We start from the raw sequence: 18,712 nt of genomic DNA, 5'->3' as shown, positions 1-18,712 counted from the left end.
TATCACTTAAAAAGAAATAAACTTAAAATTTTAGATAAATGAATAAATTGTTTTTTACATTTTTTATCAGTTTCGCTATTGTTTCTTGCGGTCAAAATATTGAGGACGCAAAACTAGCAAACGAGTATGTAAAAGAGCTAGAAGAAAGAGACTTAAAAGAACTAAAAGCACAACTTAAAAATGATATTACATTTTTAAATAAACTAGTAGAAGCAACCAGTTTTGAGTTTCAACTTACCTCACATTTTTCATCGGGACAAAAGATTGTGGCAAAAAAATCTGTTCCAGAATTTAAAATCAATTATAATGTTCCTGAAATAACAGAAAGATTTAATACTTATTGTAAGCAAGTTTCTTTCGAACAAAATTTTAGGGAAAACTATTCGGAAGGAAAATTAATCCGTGGAAAAAATCCTTTCTCCTTTAGCAGTAATCTTGACCTTTCTGAAAAAGACTCCATTTTTGAACAATTAAAAAGTAATATTGAATACAAAGAAGAAAAAGTCTTTTTTAATGGCAATGCAATTGGACTTAATCAGATTGGGTTAAAAAAGATAGATAGTATCTCAACAAATATCACGTTAGAAATTCCATTGGCGTTTGATAAATTTTCAATCGAAAAAAATCATAGTGCAAAAAAAGAGTATAAAGGATTTATTGTAAAGAGGGATACAATCAATGAAAATATCGTCGAATTAAAAATTCCGACCGAATTGTATAAAAACATTATTGGCTATCAGGCATTTAATAAAAAAGGCGTCCGAATGAATGTGAGTGCGTTCAGTTCAAACTCTCTACTAGAAATTAATCAGACTATAAAAGATAATTTAAATAGTTTAAAAAATATTTTTCAAAAAATAGTAAACGAAAATAATGAAGATAAAGCAAAATCATATCTGAAAGGGATTACGCAATCTATGTTTGATGCTAAAAATGAAATGCTTGAGTTTGACAATTTTGTTATAGAATTGGGAGAAAATAAGAAAAGACAAAAAGAGCTTGGTACTCGTGGTATATATGATGAAATTTTAGAGAAAGGCAAAAAAGTCTTGTGGGTTCAGAATGAATCTGCCATTGTAGAATTTCCTGATGATGTACTGTCAATAGAAATTTATGTTAAATCGAATTCTATTAAACTGGAAAGAAAACAAATTGTATTATCTGAAAAAGACAAATTCTATGATAATACAAACCCGAACATAGTATTCAGCACATTCGAAAGAGGTAAAGGCTTTAAATATGGAATTTCAGACAAGAACGGTAATAAAATTATTGAAGCCATTTATGATGATGAAATTCGACAAACAGGGAATGAGTATTTTTCTATAAAAGAAAAATTGCATTGGTTAGATGTGGCAAACAAAAAAATGGTTGGTCTTCCAGCATTTAAAAGCTACAAGTCAACCATTAAGCCAGGTTATGATATTTTTGACAAAACAATTGGAAACGAGGATGTAGAAGGGGTGGTAAAAAACGGAACAGAAATTATTTTGCCTTTTGAATATTTTAGGATAACAAAATATAAAAATTTTATTGTTGCTGATAAAGGTTATGACAAAAAGGTTGATTTTTTTGATGTGAATTTTAAGGAAATTCAAAAAAAGGAAATTCACAAATTTCATAAAGTTGATGATTTTATTGCCGCGGATGTCATTTTCCCATTACTTTTCGTGGCAGAAAATGCAGATGGAAAAAAAGCATTAGTAGACAGTAATCTAAAGTATTTGACCCCATTCAAATATGATTATATTCGGCCATTCTTTTCAAGAAGCGACTATTACACGGTTAGTGTAAAATCTAGTAAAGGATATGGTTATTTGTATACATTAATTGACCAGAAGGGAAATGAAATTGCCCCTCCTATATTTGATGAATTTAATTTGTATGATGGAAAAGTAACTTTTGACATTAATAAGAAGACACAAACAATGGATTTTAGCCAATTTTTAAAAACATATGGTAAATAAATGATTTGCTAAAAGTAACGGCTTATGTTAAGGTAAATTTAGATTTTAGTTAGAAGTAAGATTGTGTTTTTAAGTTATTGATTTTTAAATTCATAAAGATAATTTACTGTTTTTTTAAATTTAAAATTGTTGATTTCTGACAGAATTTTGTATTTTGGCAGTCCCAAATCAATACAAAAACTTATGAAAAACTACTTTATTGCCATCTTGTTGATGGTTTTTCCATGTTTGATCCACAGCCAGGACGCGCCGGTAAAATTAAAACAGATTAATATCGTAAAAACAAATTACCAAAACTCTAAAGACGGCGAAATTGTAAATAAAACAATGGTTTTTAAAGACGGTAAACTTCAGACTATTACAACTTCAGATGTTGTACAGCATTTTTACTACAACAAAAACGGTCTTCTAGACATGACTGTAAAAGATAAAGTAGGAAGTGACTGGAAAGAAGTAATAAATTATACTTACGATGCGGATAATAACATTACCAAATTTGTAAAAAAGTATCAGGAAGGTCCAAACTATATTACTAAAGTGGTTTCTTTTGTTTATGAAGGTGCAAGAGTAAAAGTAACTACAAAAAAGAGTACCAATCACCAGAATCTAGTTGACGATATTGAATATCTGATTGAAAACGGAATTATCGTAAGACGTACTTCACGCGATAGAACAAAAGCGATTATTGGGAAATTAGAATATGTTTATGTAAACGATAATGTATCTAGACATAAAGGATTGGTTGGTGATAAAATCTCAAAATCATATACTTACGACGACAAAAAATCTGTTGACCAGTTAATCGTTCAAAGTCTTTTTGGAGATAATTATAAAGTGATTGTGCCAATGATTTCGTATCACGAAGAAGAATTTGCCTTTGAATCAATTTCTTATAATAACGAAATGAATTTCAGTCCATCATCTACAGCTTTAGTTGCGGTAAGCAGAAAATACAAATACAACAAACTGAATTTCCCTATTTCGTGCTCTCAAATTGAAGAAAACGGAATTGTAAAAACGGAAAAAACATTCATTTACGAATAGTCTTTCAGTATATTTAAATTATTCAAATGGAATTTTTGTTGAGTCGGACTTAACAAAATTCCATTTTTTTATTAAAGGAGATTGGCGATATAAATTTAAAAACAAAATTGTATAAGTAAATGTAGCCTGTAATTGATTAAATTTGCAGCTTATTCAAGACTATGTTAGAAAAAGAAGTTATAAATTTTGAGAGAACGGTAATTGTAGGTATCGTAACTCAGAACCAAAGTGAGGAGAAACTTAATGAATATTTAGACGAATTGGAGTTTTTGACTTTTACCGCAGGAGGTGAAGTGATAAAACGCTTTTCGCAGAAAATGGAGCGCCCTAATCCGAAGACTTTTGTCGGAACGGGAAAAATAGACGACATCAATCTTTTTGTAAAAGAGAACAAAATATCGACTGTAATTTTTGATGATGAATTGACACCATCGCAACAAAAAAATATTTCAAGAATTATTGATTGCAAGATTCTGGACAGAACCAATTTGATTCTGGATATTTTTGCGCAGAGAGCCGAAACTTCGTATGCAAGAACTCAGGTAGAATTGGCTCAGTGCCAATATTTGTTACCAAGACTTTCTGGTTTATGGACACACCTTGAGCGTCAAAAAGGTGGTATCGGTATGCGTGGACCTGGAGAGACAGAGATTGAAACGGATAGACGTATTGTTCGTGACCGAATTTCGTTATTGAAAGAAAAAATCAAAACGATTGACAAACAGATGGGAATTCAGCGTAGCAATCGCGGAGCCATGGTGCGCGTAGCTCTTGTGGGTTATACCAATGTTGGGAAATCGACTTTGATGAATGCCATTGGTAAAAGTGATGTTTTTGTTGAAAACAAATTGTTTGCAACCTTAGATACAACGGTTCGAAAAGTGGTTATTAAAAACCTTCCGTTTTTGCTTTCAGATACGGTTGGATTTATTCGAAAACTGCCTACACAGCTAGTAGATTCGTTCAAAAGTACGCTTGATGAGGTTCGAGAAGCCGATTTGTTATTGCACGTCGTAGATATTTCGCATCCGGATTTTGAGGATCATATTGAGTCTGTAAACAAAATTTTGCAGGAAATAAAGAGCAACGATAAACCAACGATTATGGTTTTTAATAAAATCGATGCTTATAAACACCTGACAATCGACGAAGACGATTTGATTACCGAAAGAACCAGAAAACACTGGACATTAGAGGAGTGGAAACAAACTTGGATGAGCAATTTAGGAACCGATAAAACATTGTTTATCTCTGCAACTCAAAAGCAAAATTTTGAAGAATTTAGAGAAATGGTTTATGAGGCGGTTCGCCAGATTCATATTACGAGATTTCCTTATAACAACTTTTTGTATCCTGATTATAAGGATGCGGTTGAAAAGGAAGAAGAATAAAATAGAAACGGCTTTTGATTTGTCAAAAGCCGTTTTTTTTATGCCACAGATTAAAGGATTTGAAAAGATTTTGTATAAACTAAATAGGTTCTTTAATGTGTGAGATTTCTATTTTTTCTAAATTCTTAAAAGAAGCCTATTGTTTGTATCTAGCCCCGATGGAGGCGTTATCCTTGCTGGCCCGAGAGGGCAACAGCGAGATATAGCCGAGAGCGGGAAACCATGTTTGTTAAAATACCTTTTGTACTGCTCCTGATTATTAGAATCCGAAGTTTACTCCAAGACCGAATACTTGTCTGGTTTGGAATCCTCGGAAAGCGTTGTCATCGTAAATTGCCTGAAATGAGAAATTAGCTGAGAGGTATTTGTTTACTTTCATGATGATATTCAAAGAGTAATCCATATCTACGTTTTGTGGGTCTTCAAGATAATTTGAATAGAGGTTTAAGGTGTTTTCTGCGGTTACATTGGTCATAATAGCCAGTTTGTAATAAACGGAAGCATAAAAACCTAATTCGTAACGCATGCTTTTGTTGGCATCTACACCAAAATAAGTTCCGTCTACATAAGGAAGTCCTGTATTTTGATTAATTCCTGATGTATATCTACTGTCTACAAATGTAAATTTTGAAGTTAAGGGAGCAAAGTTTACTTTTAGGTTAGAATCTTTTGTCCAGTAAATTCCGGGACCGGTTGTAAGATAACCAGGAGACATAAACTTTGTATTTTCTGTTCGGATTTCTTTTCCGTTTTCGTCCTGACCGTAAATATAACCTGTGGTAAACTGAGTTCTAAAGTTCAGAAAATAAGAGTAATACCATTGGCCAAAAGCTCTTTTTCCGACTATCGAATTGAGTTCGAAACGGTCATCTGTTTTCTTTTCGAAATCGGCATTTTTAGTTTGTAGTAAACCATAAGAGGCCAAAATCTTATTGTCCCAGGTTAAATCGTCTTTTTTGTAATTAAGGTCGTAATTAACACCAAGAGTTCCCGAAAAACTGTCTTCACCACCGGCAATCCAGTTATTAAAACTGGACTGATTTAGTAATAAAGAAAAATTCCCTTTACTCTTCCAGCCTTGACCTTCAATCGTATCGTTTATTTTTTTGACCGCTTTTTCGGTATTCTGAATGAGTTCTTTTTCTGAGTTTTGTGCCTGAACAAAAGTAAAGTTCGCCACGATGCATAGTAAAAATGCTATCTTTCTCATGGTTTTTTAATTTAAGTGTATCATCAAATATACTAAAACCAACGGAAAAGTAAGGGATAAATTGTCTGTAGTTGAAGGTTATTTCTTAGATTCTTTGTACAAAGGAACGGCAGAACACGCCTCGCCATACATTATGCTTCGGGCAAATGGTTGTAAATAGTTTGTTGCCAAAATGTAAGCACGCATAGGAACCGGTTTTCTAGAACAGCCTTTTACGATAACGGGTTTACTTTTGTAAACAGAATAATCGATTTTGCTTAGGATTTCTTCGTATAGACTGGCATCCAAGTCTTCTATAGTTCCGTTTACTACTTTTTTAGCAAAAGGTGCCAAATGAACGCTCACTAAAATTAAAGCCCAAGCCGGAATAATAGCATCCGTGCTGCAGTTTACAGCAACATATTGATCTTGATATTGTGACCAATCGTGATTTTTGAGATGTTCTCTAAAGTCTTTTTCTTTTAATAAAAATCCCTCCAAAAGCCACTGCGAAATGTCAATCTGCACACGCATTCCTTTCGGATAATAATCTTCTAAATCAAAAACTTCTAAAGCACTATTGGCTACTTTATTGATGATTTCTTCCATGTGAAAAATGGTTTCAAGTTTAAAGTTTCAGGTTTGCTTCGCCTGTTCGAGCAAAGCTCTCGAGTCACGTTACGCACAACTTGAAACTTTAAACCTGAAACAAATTATTAAAGCATTCCTAATTCTAACTTCGCTTCTTCGCTCATTAAATCTTTGCTCCAAGGCGGATCGAAAGTGATTTCAACATCTACATCTTTGATGTTTTCGATTGTTTTTACTTTCTCTTCTACTTCTCTTGGAAGACTTTCTGCAACCGGGCAGTTTGGAGAAGTTAATGTCATAAGGATTTTTACTTCGTAATCGGTATTTACCATTACGTCGTAGATTAGTCCTAGTTCGTAAATATCTACAGGAATCTCAGGATCGTAAATTCCTTTTAAAACTTTTACGATTGATTCTCCTAATTCGTTTGTGTCTATTTCTTGTTCCATTGTTTTTGTTTTTTCACCATATAAGTTATATAAGTTCATTTAAAACTGTGCACTTAAATAAAATATAGATGCTTTATTTTTAAATTTAATCTTCCAGCCAACGATATAGTTCGTTGACGTATGTTTTTTGGCCTTCGTGATAAATATTTGTAACATTAAAGTTTATCATTAAACCTATTGGAGACTTTAAAAGTTTCATATAAGACATCAATTTTGCAACATGAATCGGTATAATTTGATCGACTGATTTTAATTCAAGAACTAAACAATTCTCAATAAACAAATCGCATCTTAAATCTGACTCTAATTCTAAACCTTTGTATTCTAAAGGAATCACTAATTCAGATTTAAAATTAATTCCTCGTAAGGACAATTCCTTAATCATACATTGATGATAAATACTTTCTAAAAGTCCTGCTCCAATTCTTTTATGAACTTCAATTGCCGCTCCGTTAACCTGATAAATTAAATCAGTCAAATATTTCTTTGTTATCATCTGCTTTTTTAGCAATAATAAGAAATAAAAAAGAAAGATAAAACCTACACTATTTATTTTCCACCATATAAGTTGTATAAGTTCATTTAAATAGGTACTTATATTTCTTATACTTATCAATACAATTAATTTAAGCACAACACTTAAATTTCCTTATATCACTTATATGGTTTAAAATTTCTTAATTTTTGTTTTTAGCATCAAAAGCCAAAGCGTACATTTTGATGTTTTTAATCATCGAAACCAAACCGTTGGCACGCGTTGCAGATAAATGTTCTTTTAATCCAATTTCATCAATAAAATCAGTATCCGCTTCCAGAATGTCTTTTGCTTTTTGATTCGAGAAAGCACGAATTAAAATCGCGATTATTCCTTTCGTCAAAATAGCATCACTGTCGGCTGTAAAAACAATTTTGTCATCGTTCTGTTCGCCTTGCAACCAAACTTTTGACTGACAACCTTTGATTAAATTATCGTCGGTTTTGTATTCTTCTTTGATTAACGGAAGCGTTTTTCCGAGTTCGATAATGTACTCATAACGTTGCATCCAATCGTCGAACATTGAAAATTCGTCTATTATTTCGTCTTGTATTTCTTTTATTGTCATAATTATTCTTTAGCAAAATCAACTAATAAATTTACTAGTTTTTCGATTTCTTTTGGTGGAAAACCGTTGTCGAACCCTGGTGTTTCGTATGTTTTTCCGTCTTTAGTTATTTTTAAATTTCCTATTGCTGCACCATCATATGTACGTTTGTCAGTTGGAGCTTTTAGAGAAGAAAGATTGTCTAAATTTACTTTTGAATATGCTGCAACTATTTCGTTCCATTTTGTATCATCAATCTTGCTTTGGACAGCTTCACCGTTACGTTCTTTGGTAACTGAAACGGATTTATTTTGTACTACAATGCTTTTGTAATACCCTCTGGACATTGCTGAATATTCAATTTGAGTTGAAGTCATATCTGTTTTTTTCTGACTGCAGCATCCTGTTGCAATAAAAAGGGTTAAAAGCAATAAAGATAATATTCTCATAAAATAGATTTTAGCTTAACATGGTTTGAGCTTTCTTAACCGCATCCACCATGGCATCAATTTCTTCTTTTGTATTATAGAAAGAAAACGAAGCACGAATCGTTCCTGGAATACAGAAGAAATTCATAATGGGTTGTGCGCAATGATGTCCGGTTCTAACTGCAATTCCTAATTTATCGATAATAGAACCAATATCATATGGGTGGATTCCATCAATATTAAACGAAACTACAGAAGCTTTATTTTTAGTGTTTCCGTAAATTCGGATGCCTTCAATCTCGTTAAGGCGTTTTGTAGCGTGTTCTAACAATTCATTTTCATATTCATGAATTTTATCAAAACCAATCTCGTTTAAATAATCAATAGCAGTTCCTAAAACAATTCCGCCAGCGATATTTGGCGTTCCGGCTTCAAATTTATGAGGTAAATCTGCGTAAGTTGTTTTTTCGAAAGTAACTTCTTTAATCATTTCGCCTCCACCTTGATAAGGAGGAAGTTTGTTCAACCATTCTTCTTTCCCGTAAAGAATTCCCGTTCCGGTTGGACCACACATTTTATGACCAGAAAAAGCATAAAAATCACAATCTAATTCTTGAACATCTGGTTTTAAATGTGGAACGGCCTGAGCGCCATCAATTAAAACTGCAGCACCAACAGCATGCGCTTTATCAATAATATATTTGATTGGATTGATTACACCCAATGCATTTGAAATATGATTTACGGTAACAATTTTCGTTTTTTCCGAAAGTAAAGCATCAAACTCTGAAACGATTAGCTCTCCATTTTGATCAATTGGAATTACTTTCAAAATAGCACCAGTTTTTTCACATAACATCTGCCAAGGAACAATATTACTATGATGTTCCAAAGAAGAAACCACAACTTCATCACCAGGTTTTAGAATTGAAGCAAAACCGTTTGCAACTAGGTTAATTCCGTGTGTTGTTCCCGAAGTAAAAAGTACTTCGTGTGCATGTTTTGCATTGATATGCTCTTTTACTTTTCCGCGAGAAATCTCATAAGCATCAGTCGCTAACTGGCTTAAAGTGTGAACGCCGCGGTGAATGTTAGCGTTGATCTCGTTATAGTATTTTACTTCTGCATCAATCACAACTTGTGGTTTTTGCGAAGTCGCTCCGTTGTCGAAATATACTAATGGCTTTCCGTTTACAGTTTGTGAAAGTATTGGAAAATCAGCTCTTATTTTTTGAATATCTAGCATGTCTTATTTAGAAAAAATCTATCTACAAAAGTACTAAAACTAAATTTGTTTATACAGGAATTCTATAATTTCCTTTTATGACGCCATTGTCGTGATGCGTAAATGCTGATTTGGTAAAAATTGATTCTGTTTTCTGAATTATCTCAAACAGATTTGTGATTTGAGTTCTAATATCGTGAACATAAATTATTTATATTGCAATAAAAATACTAACCTATCATGAAAAAATTTCTCAAAGTACTACTGCTCGTAGTGGTTCTCGCTTTTTTGTATTTCGGATTTACGAATTATCCGAAGCTTGATTTGATTTCTGGTTTCGCTGCCAAAAGTGTTGCTTCAGGACATTTTATGGATAATCGTCCGTTGGATTTAATTGAAAAAACAGACAATGATATCAAGCTCATTGATTTGGCTAAAAATTCGATTGATGAAAAAGGAAAGTTTGCCACTTCAACGGTTTATGGGTTAAAAGAACGAAAAGCGATTTACCGTGAAGGTTTGGGAGCGATTTTGATTAATTATGATTTTGATACTTCAAAACCCTATTTGCTTCCAAAGAGAACAAAACTTGAAAACAAGCTTCTTTTTCCATATGGAAATAATGAACCAAAAGATACTGTGTTTTCAAATGTTGATTATTCAAAACTAAAAAAAGCATTAGATAATGCATTTGACAAAACAGGAGCAAGAATTAAAAGAACACGTGCCGTTGTAGTTTTGTATAAAGATCACTTAATTGCCGAAAAATATGATACGGGATTCAATAAAGACAATAAAATTTTAGGCTGGTCAATGACTAAAAGCATCACAAATTCTGCTTTCGGCGTTCTGGCTAAACAAGGGAAAATCGATATTTACAAACCTGCTCCAGTTGCAGAGTGGAAAAATGATGAACGCAAGAATATTACAATTAATGATTTGCTTCACATGAATTCTGGTTTAGAGTGGGAAGAAAATTACACTACAATTTGTGATGCTACAAAAATGCTTTTTCAAGCCGAAGATATGGGGAAAGTACAGTTGGATAAACCAGCACAATTTAAACCCAATACACATTGGAATTACTCTTCTGGAACGACCAATTTATTATGCAGGATATTAAGAAGTCAGTTTAAAACACAGCAGGAATATCTAGATTTTTGGTACAGTGCTGTAATCGACAAAATCGGAATGAACTCAATGATTGTAGAACAAGATATGTCAGGAACTTTTGTTGGTTCGTCTTACGGATGGGCAACGCCACGCGATTGGTCAAAATTCGGATTGTTATATCTAAGAAAAGGAAACTGGAACGGCGAACAAATTTTGGATGAAAGTTGGGTAAAATATACATCAACACCAACGAATACTTCTGAAGGAAAATATGGAGCACAATTCTGGCTAAACGCTGGAGGAAAATTCCCTGATGTTCCTCGTGATATGTATTATTGCAGTGGTTACCAGGGGCAAATGGTGGCGATTATTCCGTCATTAGATATGGTAATCGTGAGAATGGGAGTAAGAGAAGAAGAACCTGGATTTGATTTTAATGGTTTTTTGAGAGAGGTGATTGATAGTGTGAAGAAATAATTATGAAGAAGCTATTTCATCCATTTATTATAATAATAATTGGTTTTGTATTAAATGCATTTGCATGGTCTACCAATATTGGTCATCCATTTAATACAATTTGTTTATTGCTTGGATTGGGATTATTTTTCTTAGGGATTATATTGTCAATAATAAAAATTAGGGATAAAATTTAACCGCAATCCCGATAGCTATCGGGAGCAAGGTATAAAAGCGCAAAGTTCGCAAAGCTTAATAAAAAACCTTTGCGAACTTTGCGTAACCTTTGTGTCTTTGCGGTAAAACCTCGACTACAAATTAAACCCTAAATTCACGCCCAATTTCATGGCAATGATTTTAGTAATTCTTTGTTTTAATTCGGGTATTTTAATGCTTTCGATAACGGCATTTGAGAATGCGTACATCAATAAAGCTTTAGCTTCTTTTTTCGGGATTCCGCGTGACTGCATGTAGAACATTGCTGTTTCATCAAGCTGTCCAACCGTACATCCGTGAGAACATTTTACGTCATCAGCGAAAATCTCTAATTGAGGTTTTGCGTTGATTGTTGCTTTGTCGCTCAATAAAATGTTGTTGCTTTTTTGGAAAGCATTTGTTTTTTGAGCTTCTTTTTCAACCAAAACTTTTCCGTTGAAAACTCCAGTCGAACGATCGGAGAAAATTCCTTTATAATCTTGGAAACTTTCGCAGTTTGGTTGTGCGTGGTTTACTAGCGTATAATGGTCAACGTGTTGTTTGTCATTCAGAATAGAGATTCCGTTCAGCGTACTTGTCAATCTTTCTCCGAAATGGTAAAAGTTTAAGTTGTTACGAGTTAAATTCCCTCCAAATGAGAAAGTATGAACAGAAGCATGACTTTCTTGCTGTTGCGAAACATAAGTATTGTCAACAAGATTTGCTTCGTTGTTATCGTTTTGAATTTTATAATAATCAACAATCGCACGTTTTTGAGCAAAAATCTCTGTAACCGAATTGGTTAAAACCGGATTTTCATTCAAACTTTGGTGACGCTCGATAATTTGAACATGTGAATTTTCGCCCACAATAACCAAATTTCTTGGCTGAACCATTAAGGCAGCTTCATTTCCAGTTGAGAAATACATAATCTCAATTGGTTTGTCCGCTACTTTTTTCTTCGGAATATTGATGAAAGCACCTTCCATTGCAAAAGCCGTATTCAATGAAGTCAAGCTGTCATCTTTGCTTGCAATTTGATTGAAGTAGGTGTCAATAACCATTTTATATTTTGGTTTGGTTAATGCCGATGACATCAAACAAACATCGATTCCGTCGTGTGTTGTAGCAGACAAATGCGAGCTAAAAACACCATCGATAAATACTAATTTATAAGTGTCAATTTCATGTAAAAAGTATTTTTTTACCTGATTGAATTCGATTGCACTTTCCTGCTTTGGAAAAACCGTAAAGTCATTTTTTAAGATGGCATTTAGCGATGTATATTTCCAAGCTTCTTCTTTTTTGGTTGGGAAACCTTTATTTTCGAAGTTTTTTAAAGCATTTGTGCGTATGTCATGTAAATCTGAATGTACATCGACACGCTCTTCAAAAGCCATAAAAGACGATACTAATTTTTCTTTTAAATCCATTTCTTTAGTTGTAAGTTATGAGTTATGAGTTATGAGTTTTTGCAAACTGTAAACTGTAACTGCAAACTAGTTCTCTGCTTTGATCCAGTCGTATCCTTTTTCTTCTAATTCGTAAGCCAATTCTTTTCCGCCAGATTTAACGATTCTTCCGTTGTAAAGCACGTGAACGAAATCAGGAACGATATAATCTAGCAAACGTTGGTAGTGCGTGATAACGATAATTGCATTTTTCTCGCTTTTTAATTTGTTTACACCATTTGCAACAATTCTTAAAGCATCGATATCAAGACCAGAATCTGTTTCGTCAAGGATAGCTAATTTTGGCTCTAACATTGCCATTTGGAAGATTTCGTTTCTTTTTTTCTCTCCTCCGGAAAAACCTTCATTTAAAGAGCGAGATAAAAATTTACGGTCGATTTCCAATAATTCAGATTTCTCACGAATTACTTTCAACATTTCGTTAGCCGGCATTTCTTCTTGTCCGTTTGCTTTACGAGTTTCGTTGATAGCTGTTTTCATGAAGTTAGTAACGCTAACTCCAGGAATTTCTACCGGATATTGAAACGAAAGGAAAACACCTTTGTGTGCTCTTTCTTCTGGAGCTAAATCAGCAAGATCTTCTCCGTCAAGAATTACCTCTCCATCTGTAACTTCATAGTTTTCGTTTCCTGCAATAACTGCAGAAAGTGTACTTTTTCCAGAACCGTTTGGTCCCATGATCGCGTGAACTTCTCCAGCTTTAACTTCTATATTAATTCCTTTCAGGATTTCTTTATCACCAATCGCGGCGTGAAGGTTTTTTATTGATAACATTGTTCTTTATTTTATATAAATGTCAATTCTATTTTTGTTTGTTGGTTTAGGATGTTGGCATTAAAATGCGCGTGTCCTAAATATTCCATGCCTAAATAATCGGCTGATTTTTGAAACGGGATGTAAAAACTATCTTCGATTTCATTATCGTGTGAATTTGTAATCACTCCAATTTTCTTTCCTCTAAGTTTTCGTCCGGTTTCTTTTTCAATTCGGATTAAATCTGAAATCCTATCGAAAAAGACCTTCATAATTCCGCTCATATTGTACCAATAAATTGGCGTTGCAAAAATTAAGGTGTCGTATTTTTCAATAATTCCTCTAATTAAAGGCAAAAAATCATCGTCTATATTTTTGCTTTCGTAATCGTAATATGAAATATTGTAATCACTTAGATTTATTACATCAATGTTGTGTTCTTTCGCAATTTCATCCACAATTTTGGTTGTGTTTCCGTTTTTTCTGGAAGAACCTAAAATGATGACTTTTTTATTTTCCATCTTCAAATTACCCTACAGAACCTTCTAAAGAAATCTCTAATAATTTTTGCGCTTCAACTGCAAATTCCATCGGAAGTTTGTTCAATACATCTTTACTGAAACCGTTTACAATTAAGGCAATCGCTTTTTCAGTAGGGATACCTCTTTGGTTGCAATAAAAAACTTGATCTTCTCCAATTTTACTTGTTGTTGCTTCGTGCTCGATTTTAGCCGATGGATTTTTACTTTCGATATATGGGAAAGTATGCGCTCCACAATTATTACCCATTAACAAAGAGTCACACTGAGAAAAGTTTCTAGCGTTCTCTGCTCTTGGAGAAATCTGTACTAAACCACGGTAACTGTTTTGCGATTTTCCAGCCGAAATACCTTTAGAAATAATAGTCGATTTAGTGTTTTTACCTAAATGGATCATTTTTGTTCCAGTATCTGCTTGTTGGTAATTATTGGTTACAGCAATAGAATAAAATTCTCCTACTGAATTATCTCCTTTTAATACACAAGAAGGATATTTCCAAGTTACAGCAGAACCTGTTTCAACTTGTGTCCAAGAAATTTTAGCGTTAGTTTCGCATAAACCTCTTTTAGTTACAAAGTTGTAAACTCCACCTTTTCCTTCTTTGTTTCCAGGGAACCAGTTTTGAACAGTAGAATATTTGATTTCAGCATCATCCAAAGCAATCAATTCAACCACAGCAGCGTGTAATTGGTTTTCATCACGGCTTGGAGCTGTACATCCTTCAAGGTATGAAACGTAACTTCCAGCATCAGCAATAACCAAAGTTCTTTCGAATTGTCCGGTTCCTGCCTGATTGATTCTGAAATAAGTTGAAAGTTCCATTGGGCAACGAACGCCTTTTGGAATATAACAGAAACTTCCGTCAGAGAAAACGGCTGAGTTTAACGCTGCGTAGAAGTTGTCTTTTTGAGGTACAACAGTTCCTAAATATTTTTTCACCAATTCAGGATGTTCTTTGATAGCTTCAGAAATCGGGCAGAAAATAATTCCTTTTTCAGCCAACGTTTTCTTGAAAGTTGTAGCTACAGAAACAGAATCGACAACAATATCCATTGCGATATTGTTCATCTTTTTCTGTTCGTCTACAGAGATTCCTAACTTTTTGTACATCTCTAATAATTCAGGATCTACATCGTCTAAAGTTTTGTTAGGGTCTACGGCCTTTGGAGCTGAATAATATGAAATAGCCTGAAAGTCTGGTTTTTCGTATTGTACGTTTGCCCATTCTGGTTCAATCATTTCTTTCCAAGCACGAAAAGCCTCGATGCGCCAGTCGGTCATCCATTCAGGTTCTTCTTTTTTAAGAGAAATAGCTCTAACAATCTCTTCGTTTAAGCCAATAGGAAAAGTTTCAGATTCTATATTGGTATAAAATCCGTATTCATATTCTTTAGTTTCCAGTTCGATTTTTAAATCGTCTTCGGTGTATTTGCTCATTATATTTTAATGTTGTCTTTAGGTTTGAAAGTCTAAAATCTGAACTTCGATTCTGTTTTTATGACTTTACAGTTTTCGAACTCTTGATTATAGAGAGAATGATTCTCCACATCCGCAAGTTCTGCTTGCATTTGGATTATTGAAAACAAATCCTTTTCCGTTTAATCCGCCAGAGAATTCTAAGATTGTTCCGGCTAAATATAGAAATGATTTTTTCTCAACAGCAATCTGGATATCGTTATCTACGAATATCTTATCGTCTTCTCCTTTGGTTTTGTCAAATTTTAAATCATAAGACAAACCAGAGCATCCACCGCTTTTTACGCCTACTCTCACGTAGTCGCTTGCGGCGTCAAAACCATCATCAGTCATCAAGTCGATGATTTTCTTTTTGGCAGTATCTGAAACTTTTATCATTGTTCTTAGATGTTTTGTTTTTAATAGGCATTTTTTGGCTGTAATGAATTTAGTACAGATTTAAAACGCTAGTTTTCAATGTTAAATCAAAATTGTCTGCAAAGATACGACTTAAAAACCTTTTTCCATAACGGTTCACATTATTATAACAAATGTTAAAATAGATATTAGTTATTTTGATAAAATGAGTCTAACTATTCTTTCAATTATAGCTATGCTATTTATGCTTTCTCGAGATTGCTATTTCTAAGTTTTTAAACAGATTTTAGCATAAAGAAATTTGATTTCCTAGCTTTGTTTCTGCATTAAAAATGAACTTATGAAACTATACCCAATAGAATCCGGAAATTTTAAATTAGACGGTGGCGCTATGTTTGGCGTGGTGCCCAAAACAATTTGGAACAAAACAAATCCTGCTGACGCCAATAATCTTATTGATATTGCAGCAAGATGTCTTTTAATTGAAGACGGAAATCGTCTGATTTTGATTGATACCGGAATGGGAGACAAGCAGTCAGAGAAGTTTTTCGGATATTATTCGCTTTGGGGTTCACATTCTTTGGATAAATCATTGGCAAAATATGGTTTTCATCGCGATGATATTACCGATGTTTTTATGACGCATTTGCATTTTGATCATTGTGGCGGAAGTGTACAATGGAATGCCGACAAAACAGGATATGAGCCTGCTTTTAAAAATGCAAAATTCTGGACGAATGAAAGCCATTGGGAATGGGCAACCCAACCAAATGCAAGAGAAAAAGCTTCTTTTTTGTCTGAAAATTTATTGCCAATGCAAGAAAGCGGACAGTTGCATTTTATTGAAAGACCTGATTCTGATTTTGGTTTTTCGGCTGCACTTGGTTTTGAAATTTATTATGTCGACGGTCACACCGAAAAACAAATGATACCTTATATTAAGTATCAAGATAAAACAATCGTTTTTTGTGCCGATTTATTAGCAACAGCAGGACATATTCCGCTTCCGTATGTTATGGGGTATGATACAAGGCCTTTGCTGACGATGCCCGAAAAATCAAAATTTTTGAATTTAGCAGCTGATGAGAATCATTATTTATTTTTGGAACACGATGCACATAACCAGATTATAACGGTAGAACATACTGAAAAAGGAGTGAGGTTGAAAGAGGTTTTTAGCTGCGAGGAAATTCTTTAAAATTGATTTGTGATTTTTCTTTAAAAAGTTTAAAAAAGCATCATAATTTCATAACACAGTGTTAATGGTTAGTTTTTTGTAACAAAAAAGTATAATTTAGACCCTTGATTTAACTTTTTATAAAAATATACATACATGAGCCACATAAAACCTCTTAAATTATCTGCTTTTGCCTTATTAGTTTTAGCAGGCTGCAGTGCCACTGTTCAAGCACAGGTTTCTACATCTAAAGAATTTATAAAAGCTCCTTTAGAAATTGTAAAAAAAGCTCCGGTTTCAGAAAATGAACTAAAAAGATGGAGCCATTTGGATCTCATCAAAGATTCAATTCCAGGAATGAGTGTTGATAAAGCTTACGCTGAATTACTTCAAGGTAAAACAGGACAAAAGGTAATTGTCGGAATTGTAGATTCTGGTGTCGATATAGAGCATGAAGATTTAAAAGGAATGATTTGGACGAATCCGAAAGAAATTCCAGGAAACGGTATAGACGATGATAAGAACGGTTTTATTGATGATGTAAACGGTTGGAATTTCCTTGGCAATTCGGTACACGAAAATCTTGAAATGACACGTATCGTTAAAAAAGGAGATGATGGTTCTGCTCAATATAAAGAAGCATTGGCACAATATACTGAGAAATACGATAAAGCTCTAAAAGACAAGGAGCAAGTAGATTTCTTGTTAGATGTCCATGGGACTATCAAAAAAGCATTGAACAAGACAACTTATAAAGTCGAAGATTTAAGTGCGATTACGTCTACTGATCCCAAAGTGTCAAAGAGTAAGATGATTATGACTCAGATTTTTACCAACGCAGGACCGACATTCGATCCAGAAGCTGATTTGGAAGAATACAGAGAACAGGTTTATGATCAATTGAATTATAACCTAAATAAAGAATTCGACGGAAGAAAAGTTGTAGGCGATAATCCAGACGACATTAAAAATAATCGTTACGGAAATAATGTTGTTTTTGGTCCAGATAAAGAAAAAGCACTTCACGGAACACACGTTGCAGGAATTATTGCTCAAGTTAGAGGTAATAATCTAGGTGGAGACGGAGTAGCAAACAATGTTGAGATTTTGACCGTAAGAGCTGTGCCAGATGGAGATGAGTATGATAAAGATATTGCTTTGGCAATTCGTTATGCGGTTGACAATGGAGCAAAGGTAATCAACGGGAGTTTCGGAAAAAGCTTCTCGCCACACAAAGAATGGGTTTATGACGCTATTAAATACGCGGCTAAAAAAGATGTTTTAATTGTGCATGCTGCAGGAAACGATGGTTACAATATTGATGAGACAAAAAACATCAATTATCCTAACGATTCTAAAGATAACGTAAAAGAGTTTTCGGATAACGTAATTACAATTGGCGCTATCAATAAAGAATACGGAAAAAATGTAGTAGCACCATTTTCTAACTTCGGAAAAATAAATGTTGACGTTTTTGCTCCTGGTGAAGAAATTTACGCAACGGTTCCAAATAACAAATACAAATATTTGCAAGGAACTTCTATGGCATCTCCAAATGCTGCTGGAGTTGCAGTTTTAATTCGTTCGTATTATCCAAAATTAAAAGCTGCTCAAGTTAAAAAGATTTTAATGGATTCAGGTGTAGCACTTCCTGCTCAAGTTGTTTTAGGAGAAAGCGAAAATCCGACTGCAGTTTCATCTGCTGAATCTTCAAAAACAGCGAAGATGGTAAATGCTTACAATGCTTTATTAATGGCAGAAAAAATGTCTAAGAAATAAAAAGAATATACTATTAATCCAATGGAAG

18 protein-coding genes are annotated in these 18,712 nt (G+C 33.7%); 6 read left to right on the top strand and 12 right to left on the bottom strand.

Annotated features, from left to right (window positions below):
* Window positions 1–38 precede the first annotated feature (38 nt).
* The 3 genes from ACFFLS_RS16905 (at window position 39) to hflX (ending at window position 4,402) form a co-directional block, all read left to right on the top strand.
* On the top strand, window positions 39–1,967 hold the full coding sequence (locus ACFFLS_RS16905; RefSeq protein ID WP_379684335.1) for a WG repeat-containing protein: 1,929 nt from the start codon (window positions 39–41) through the stop codon (window positions 1,965–1,967).
* Between the two features lie 183 nt (window positions 1,968–2,150).
* Window positions 2,151–3,011, top strand: coding sequence for a hypothetical protein (locus tag ACFFLS_RS16900; protein WP_379684336.1), 861 nt, complete (start codon window positions 2,151–2,153; stop codon window positions 3,009–3,011).
* Window positions 3,012–3,172: 161 nt separating this feature from the next.
* Window positions 3,173–4,402, top strand: a complete 1,230-nt coding sequence (hflX, locus tag ACFFLS_RS16895) for a GTPase HflX (RefSeq protein ID WP_379684337.1) — start codon at window positions 3,173–3,175, stop codon at window positions 4,400–4,402.
* 259 nt (window positions 4,403–4,661) lie between these two features.
* On the opposite strand, the gene ACFFLS_RS16890 is transcribed toward hflX, so the two are convergent.
* From ACFFLS_RS16890 to ACFFLS_RS16860, 7 genes are all read right to left on the bottom strand, one after another.
* On the bottom strand, window positions 4,662–5,612 hold the full coding sequence (locus ACFFLS_RS16890) for a DUF3078 domain-containing protein (RefSeq protein ID WP_379684338.1): 951 nt from the start codon (window positions 5,610–5,612) through the stop codon (window positions 4,662–4,664).
* A 78-nt stretch (window positions 5,613–5,690) separates the two neighbouring features.
* Window positions 5,691–6,200, bottom strand: coding sequence for a DUF2480 family protein (locus tag ACFFLS_RS16885; protein WP_379684339.1), 510 nt, complete (start codon window positions 6,198–6,200; stop codon window positions 5,691–5,693).
* Between the two features lie 107 nt (window positions 6,201–6,307).
* Window positions 6,308–6,631 carry an SUF system Fe-S cluster assembly protein gene (locus ACFFLS_RS16880; RefSeq protein ID WP_017494560.1) on the bottom strand — a complete coding sequence of 108 codons (324 nt, stop codon included), beginning with the start codon at window positions 6,629–6,631 and terminating at the stop codon, window positions 6,308–6,310.
* 85 nt (window positions 6,632–6,716) lie between these two features.
* Complete coding sequence (locus ACFFLS_RS16875) at window positions 6,717–7,127, bottom strand: GxxExxY protein (protein WP_379684340.1); 411 nt, start codon at window positions 7,125–7,127, stop codon at window positions 6,717–6,719.
* A gap of 181 nt (window positions 7,128–7,308) precedes the next feature.
* Window positions 7,309–7,734 (bottom strand): SufE family protein, encoded by a 426-nt coding sequence (locus ACFFLS_RS16870; RefSeq protein WP_379684341.1) that lies wholly within the window; start codon window positions 7,732–7,734, stop codon window positions 7,309–7,311.
* A 2-nt stretch (window positions 7,735–7,736) separates the two neighbouring features.
* On the bottom strand, window positions 7,737–8,162 hold the full coding sequence (locus ACFFLS_RS16865) for a hypothetical protein (RefSeq protein WP_379684342.1): 426 nt from the start codon (window positions 8,160–8,162) through the stop codon (window positions 7,737–7,739).
* 10 nt (window positions 8,163–8,172) lie between these two features.
* Entirely contained in the window at window positions 8,173–9,387 is a 1,215-nt protein-coding gene (locus ACFFLS_RS16860; RefSeq protein ID WP_379684343.1) for an aminotransferase class V-fold PLP-dependent enzyme, read from the bottom strand.
* Between the two features lie 219 nt (window positions 9,388–9,606).
* Between ACFFLS_RS16860 and ACFFLS_RS16855 the strand changes: the two genes are divergently transcribed.
* Entirely contained in the window at window positions 9,607–10,956 is a 1,350-nt protein-coding gene (locus ACFFLS_RS16855) for a serine hydrolase domain-containing protein (RefSeq protein ID WP_379684344.1), read from the top strand.
* Window positions 10,957–11,246: 290 nt separating this feature from the next.
* On the opposite strand, the gene sufD is transcribed toward ACFFLS_RS16855, so the two are convergent.
* The 5 genes from sufD to ACFFLS_RS16830 all read right to left on the bottom strand — a co-directional run bounded on the left by sufD (window position 11,247) and on the right by ACFFLS_RS16830 (window position 15,749).
* Entirely contained in the window at window positions 11,247–12,563 is a 1,317-nt protein-coding gene (gene sufD / locus ACFFLS_RS16850; RefSeq protein WP_379684345.1) for a Fe-S cluster assembly protein SufD, read from the bottom strand.
* A gap of 66 nt (window positions 12,564–12,629) precedes the next feature.
* Complete coding sequence (sufC, locus tag ACFFLS_RS16845) at window positions 12,630–13,376, bottom strand: Fe-S cluster assembly ATPase SufC (protein WP_057121683.1); 747 nt, start codon at window positions 13,374–13,376, stop codon at window positions 12,630–12,632.
* Between the two features lie 11 nt (window positions 13,377–13,387).
* A complete protein-coding gene (locus ACFFLS_RS16840; protein ID WP_379684346.1) occupies window positions 13,388–13,876 on the bottom strand; it encodes a flavodoxin family protein in 489 nt (162 codons plus the stop codon).
* A 7-nt stretch (window positions 13,877–13,883) separates the two neighbouring features.
* A complete protein-coding gene (sufB, locus tag ACFFLS_RS16835) occupies window positions 13,884–15,332 on the bottom strand; it encodes a Fe-S cluster assembly protein SufB (RefSeq protein WP_379684347.1) in 1,449 nt (482 codons plus the stop codon).
* An 87-nt stretch (window positions 15,333–15,419) separates the two neighbouring features.
* Entirely contained in the window at window positions 15,420–15,749 is a 330-nt protein-coding gene (locus ACFFLS_RS16830; protein ID WP_012023267.1) for a HesB/IscA family protein, read from the bottom strand.
* A gap of 319 nt (window positions 15,750–16,068) precedes the next feature.
* Here ACFFLS_RS16830 and ACFFLS_RS16825 point away from each other — a divergent pair, with 319 nt between their 5' ends.
* Window positions 16,069–16,926 carry an MBL fold metallo-hydrolase gene (locus tag ACFFLS_RS16825; protein ID WP_379684348.1) on the top strand — a complete coding sequence of 286 codons (858 nt, stop codon included), beginning with the start codon at window positions 16,069–16,071 and terminating at the stop codon, window positions 16,924–16,926.
* Between the two features lie 135 nt (window positions 16,927–17,061).
* Window positions 17,062–18,684 carry a S8 family peptidase gene (locus ACFFLS_RS16820; protein ID WP_379684349.1) on the top strand — a complete coding sequence of 541 codons (1,623 nt, stop codon included), beginning with the start codon at window positions 17,062–17,064 and terminating at the stop codon, window positions 18,682–18,684.
* Window positions 18,685–18,712 lie beyond the last annotated feature (28 nt).

This window comes from Flavobacterium procerum (assembly GCF_042431625.1).
Lineage (GTDB): Bacteria > Bacteroidota > Bacteroidia > Flavobacteriales > Flavobacteriaceae > Flavobacterium > Flavobacterium procerum.
This window is presented reverse-complemented; position numbering and strand designations above follow the sequence as displayed.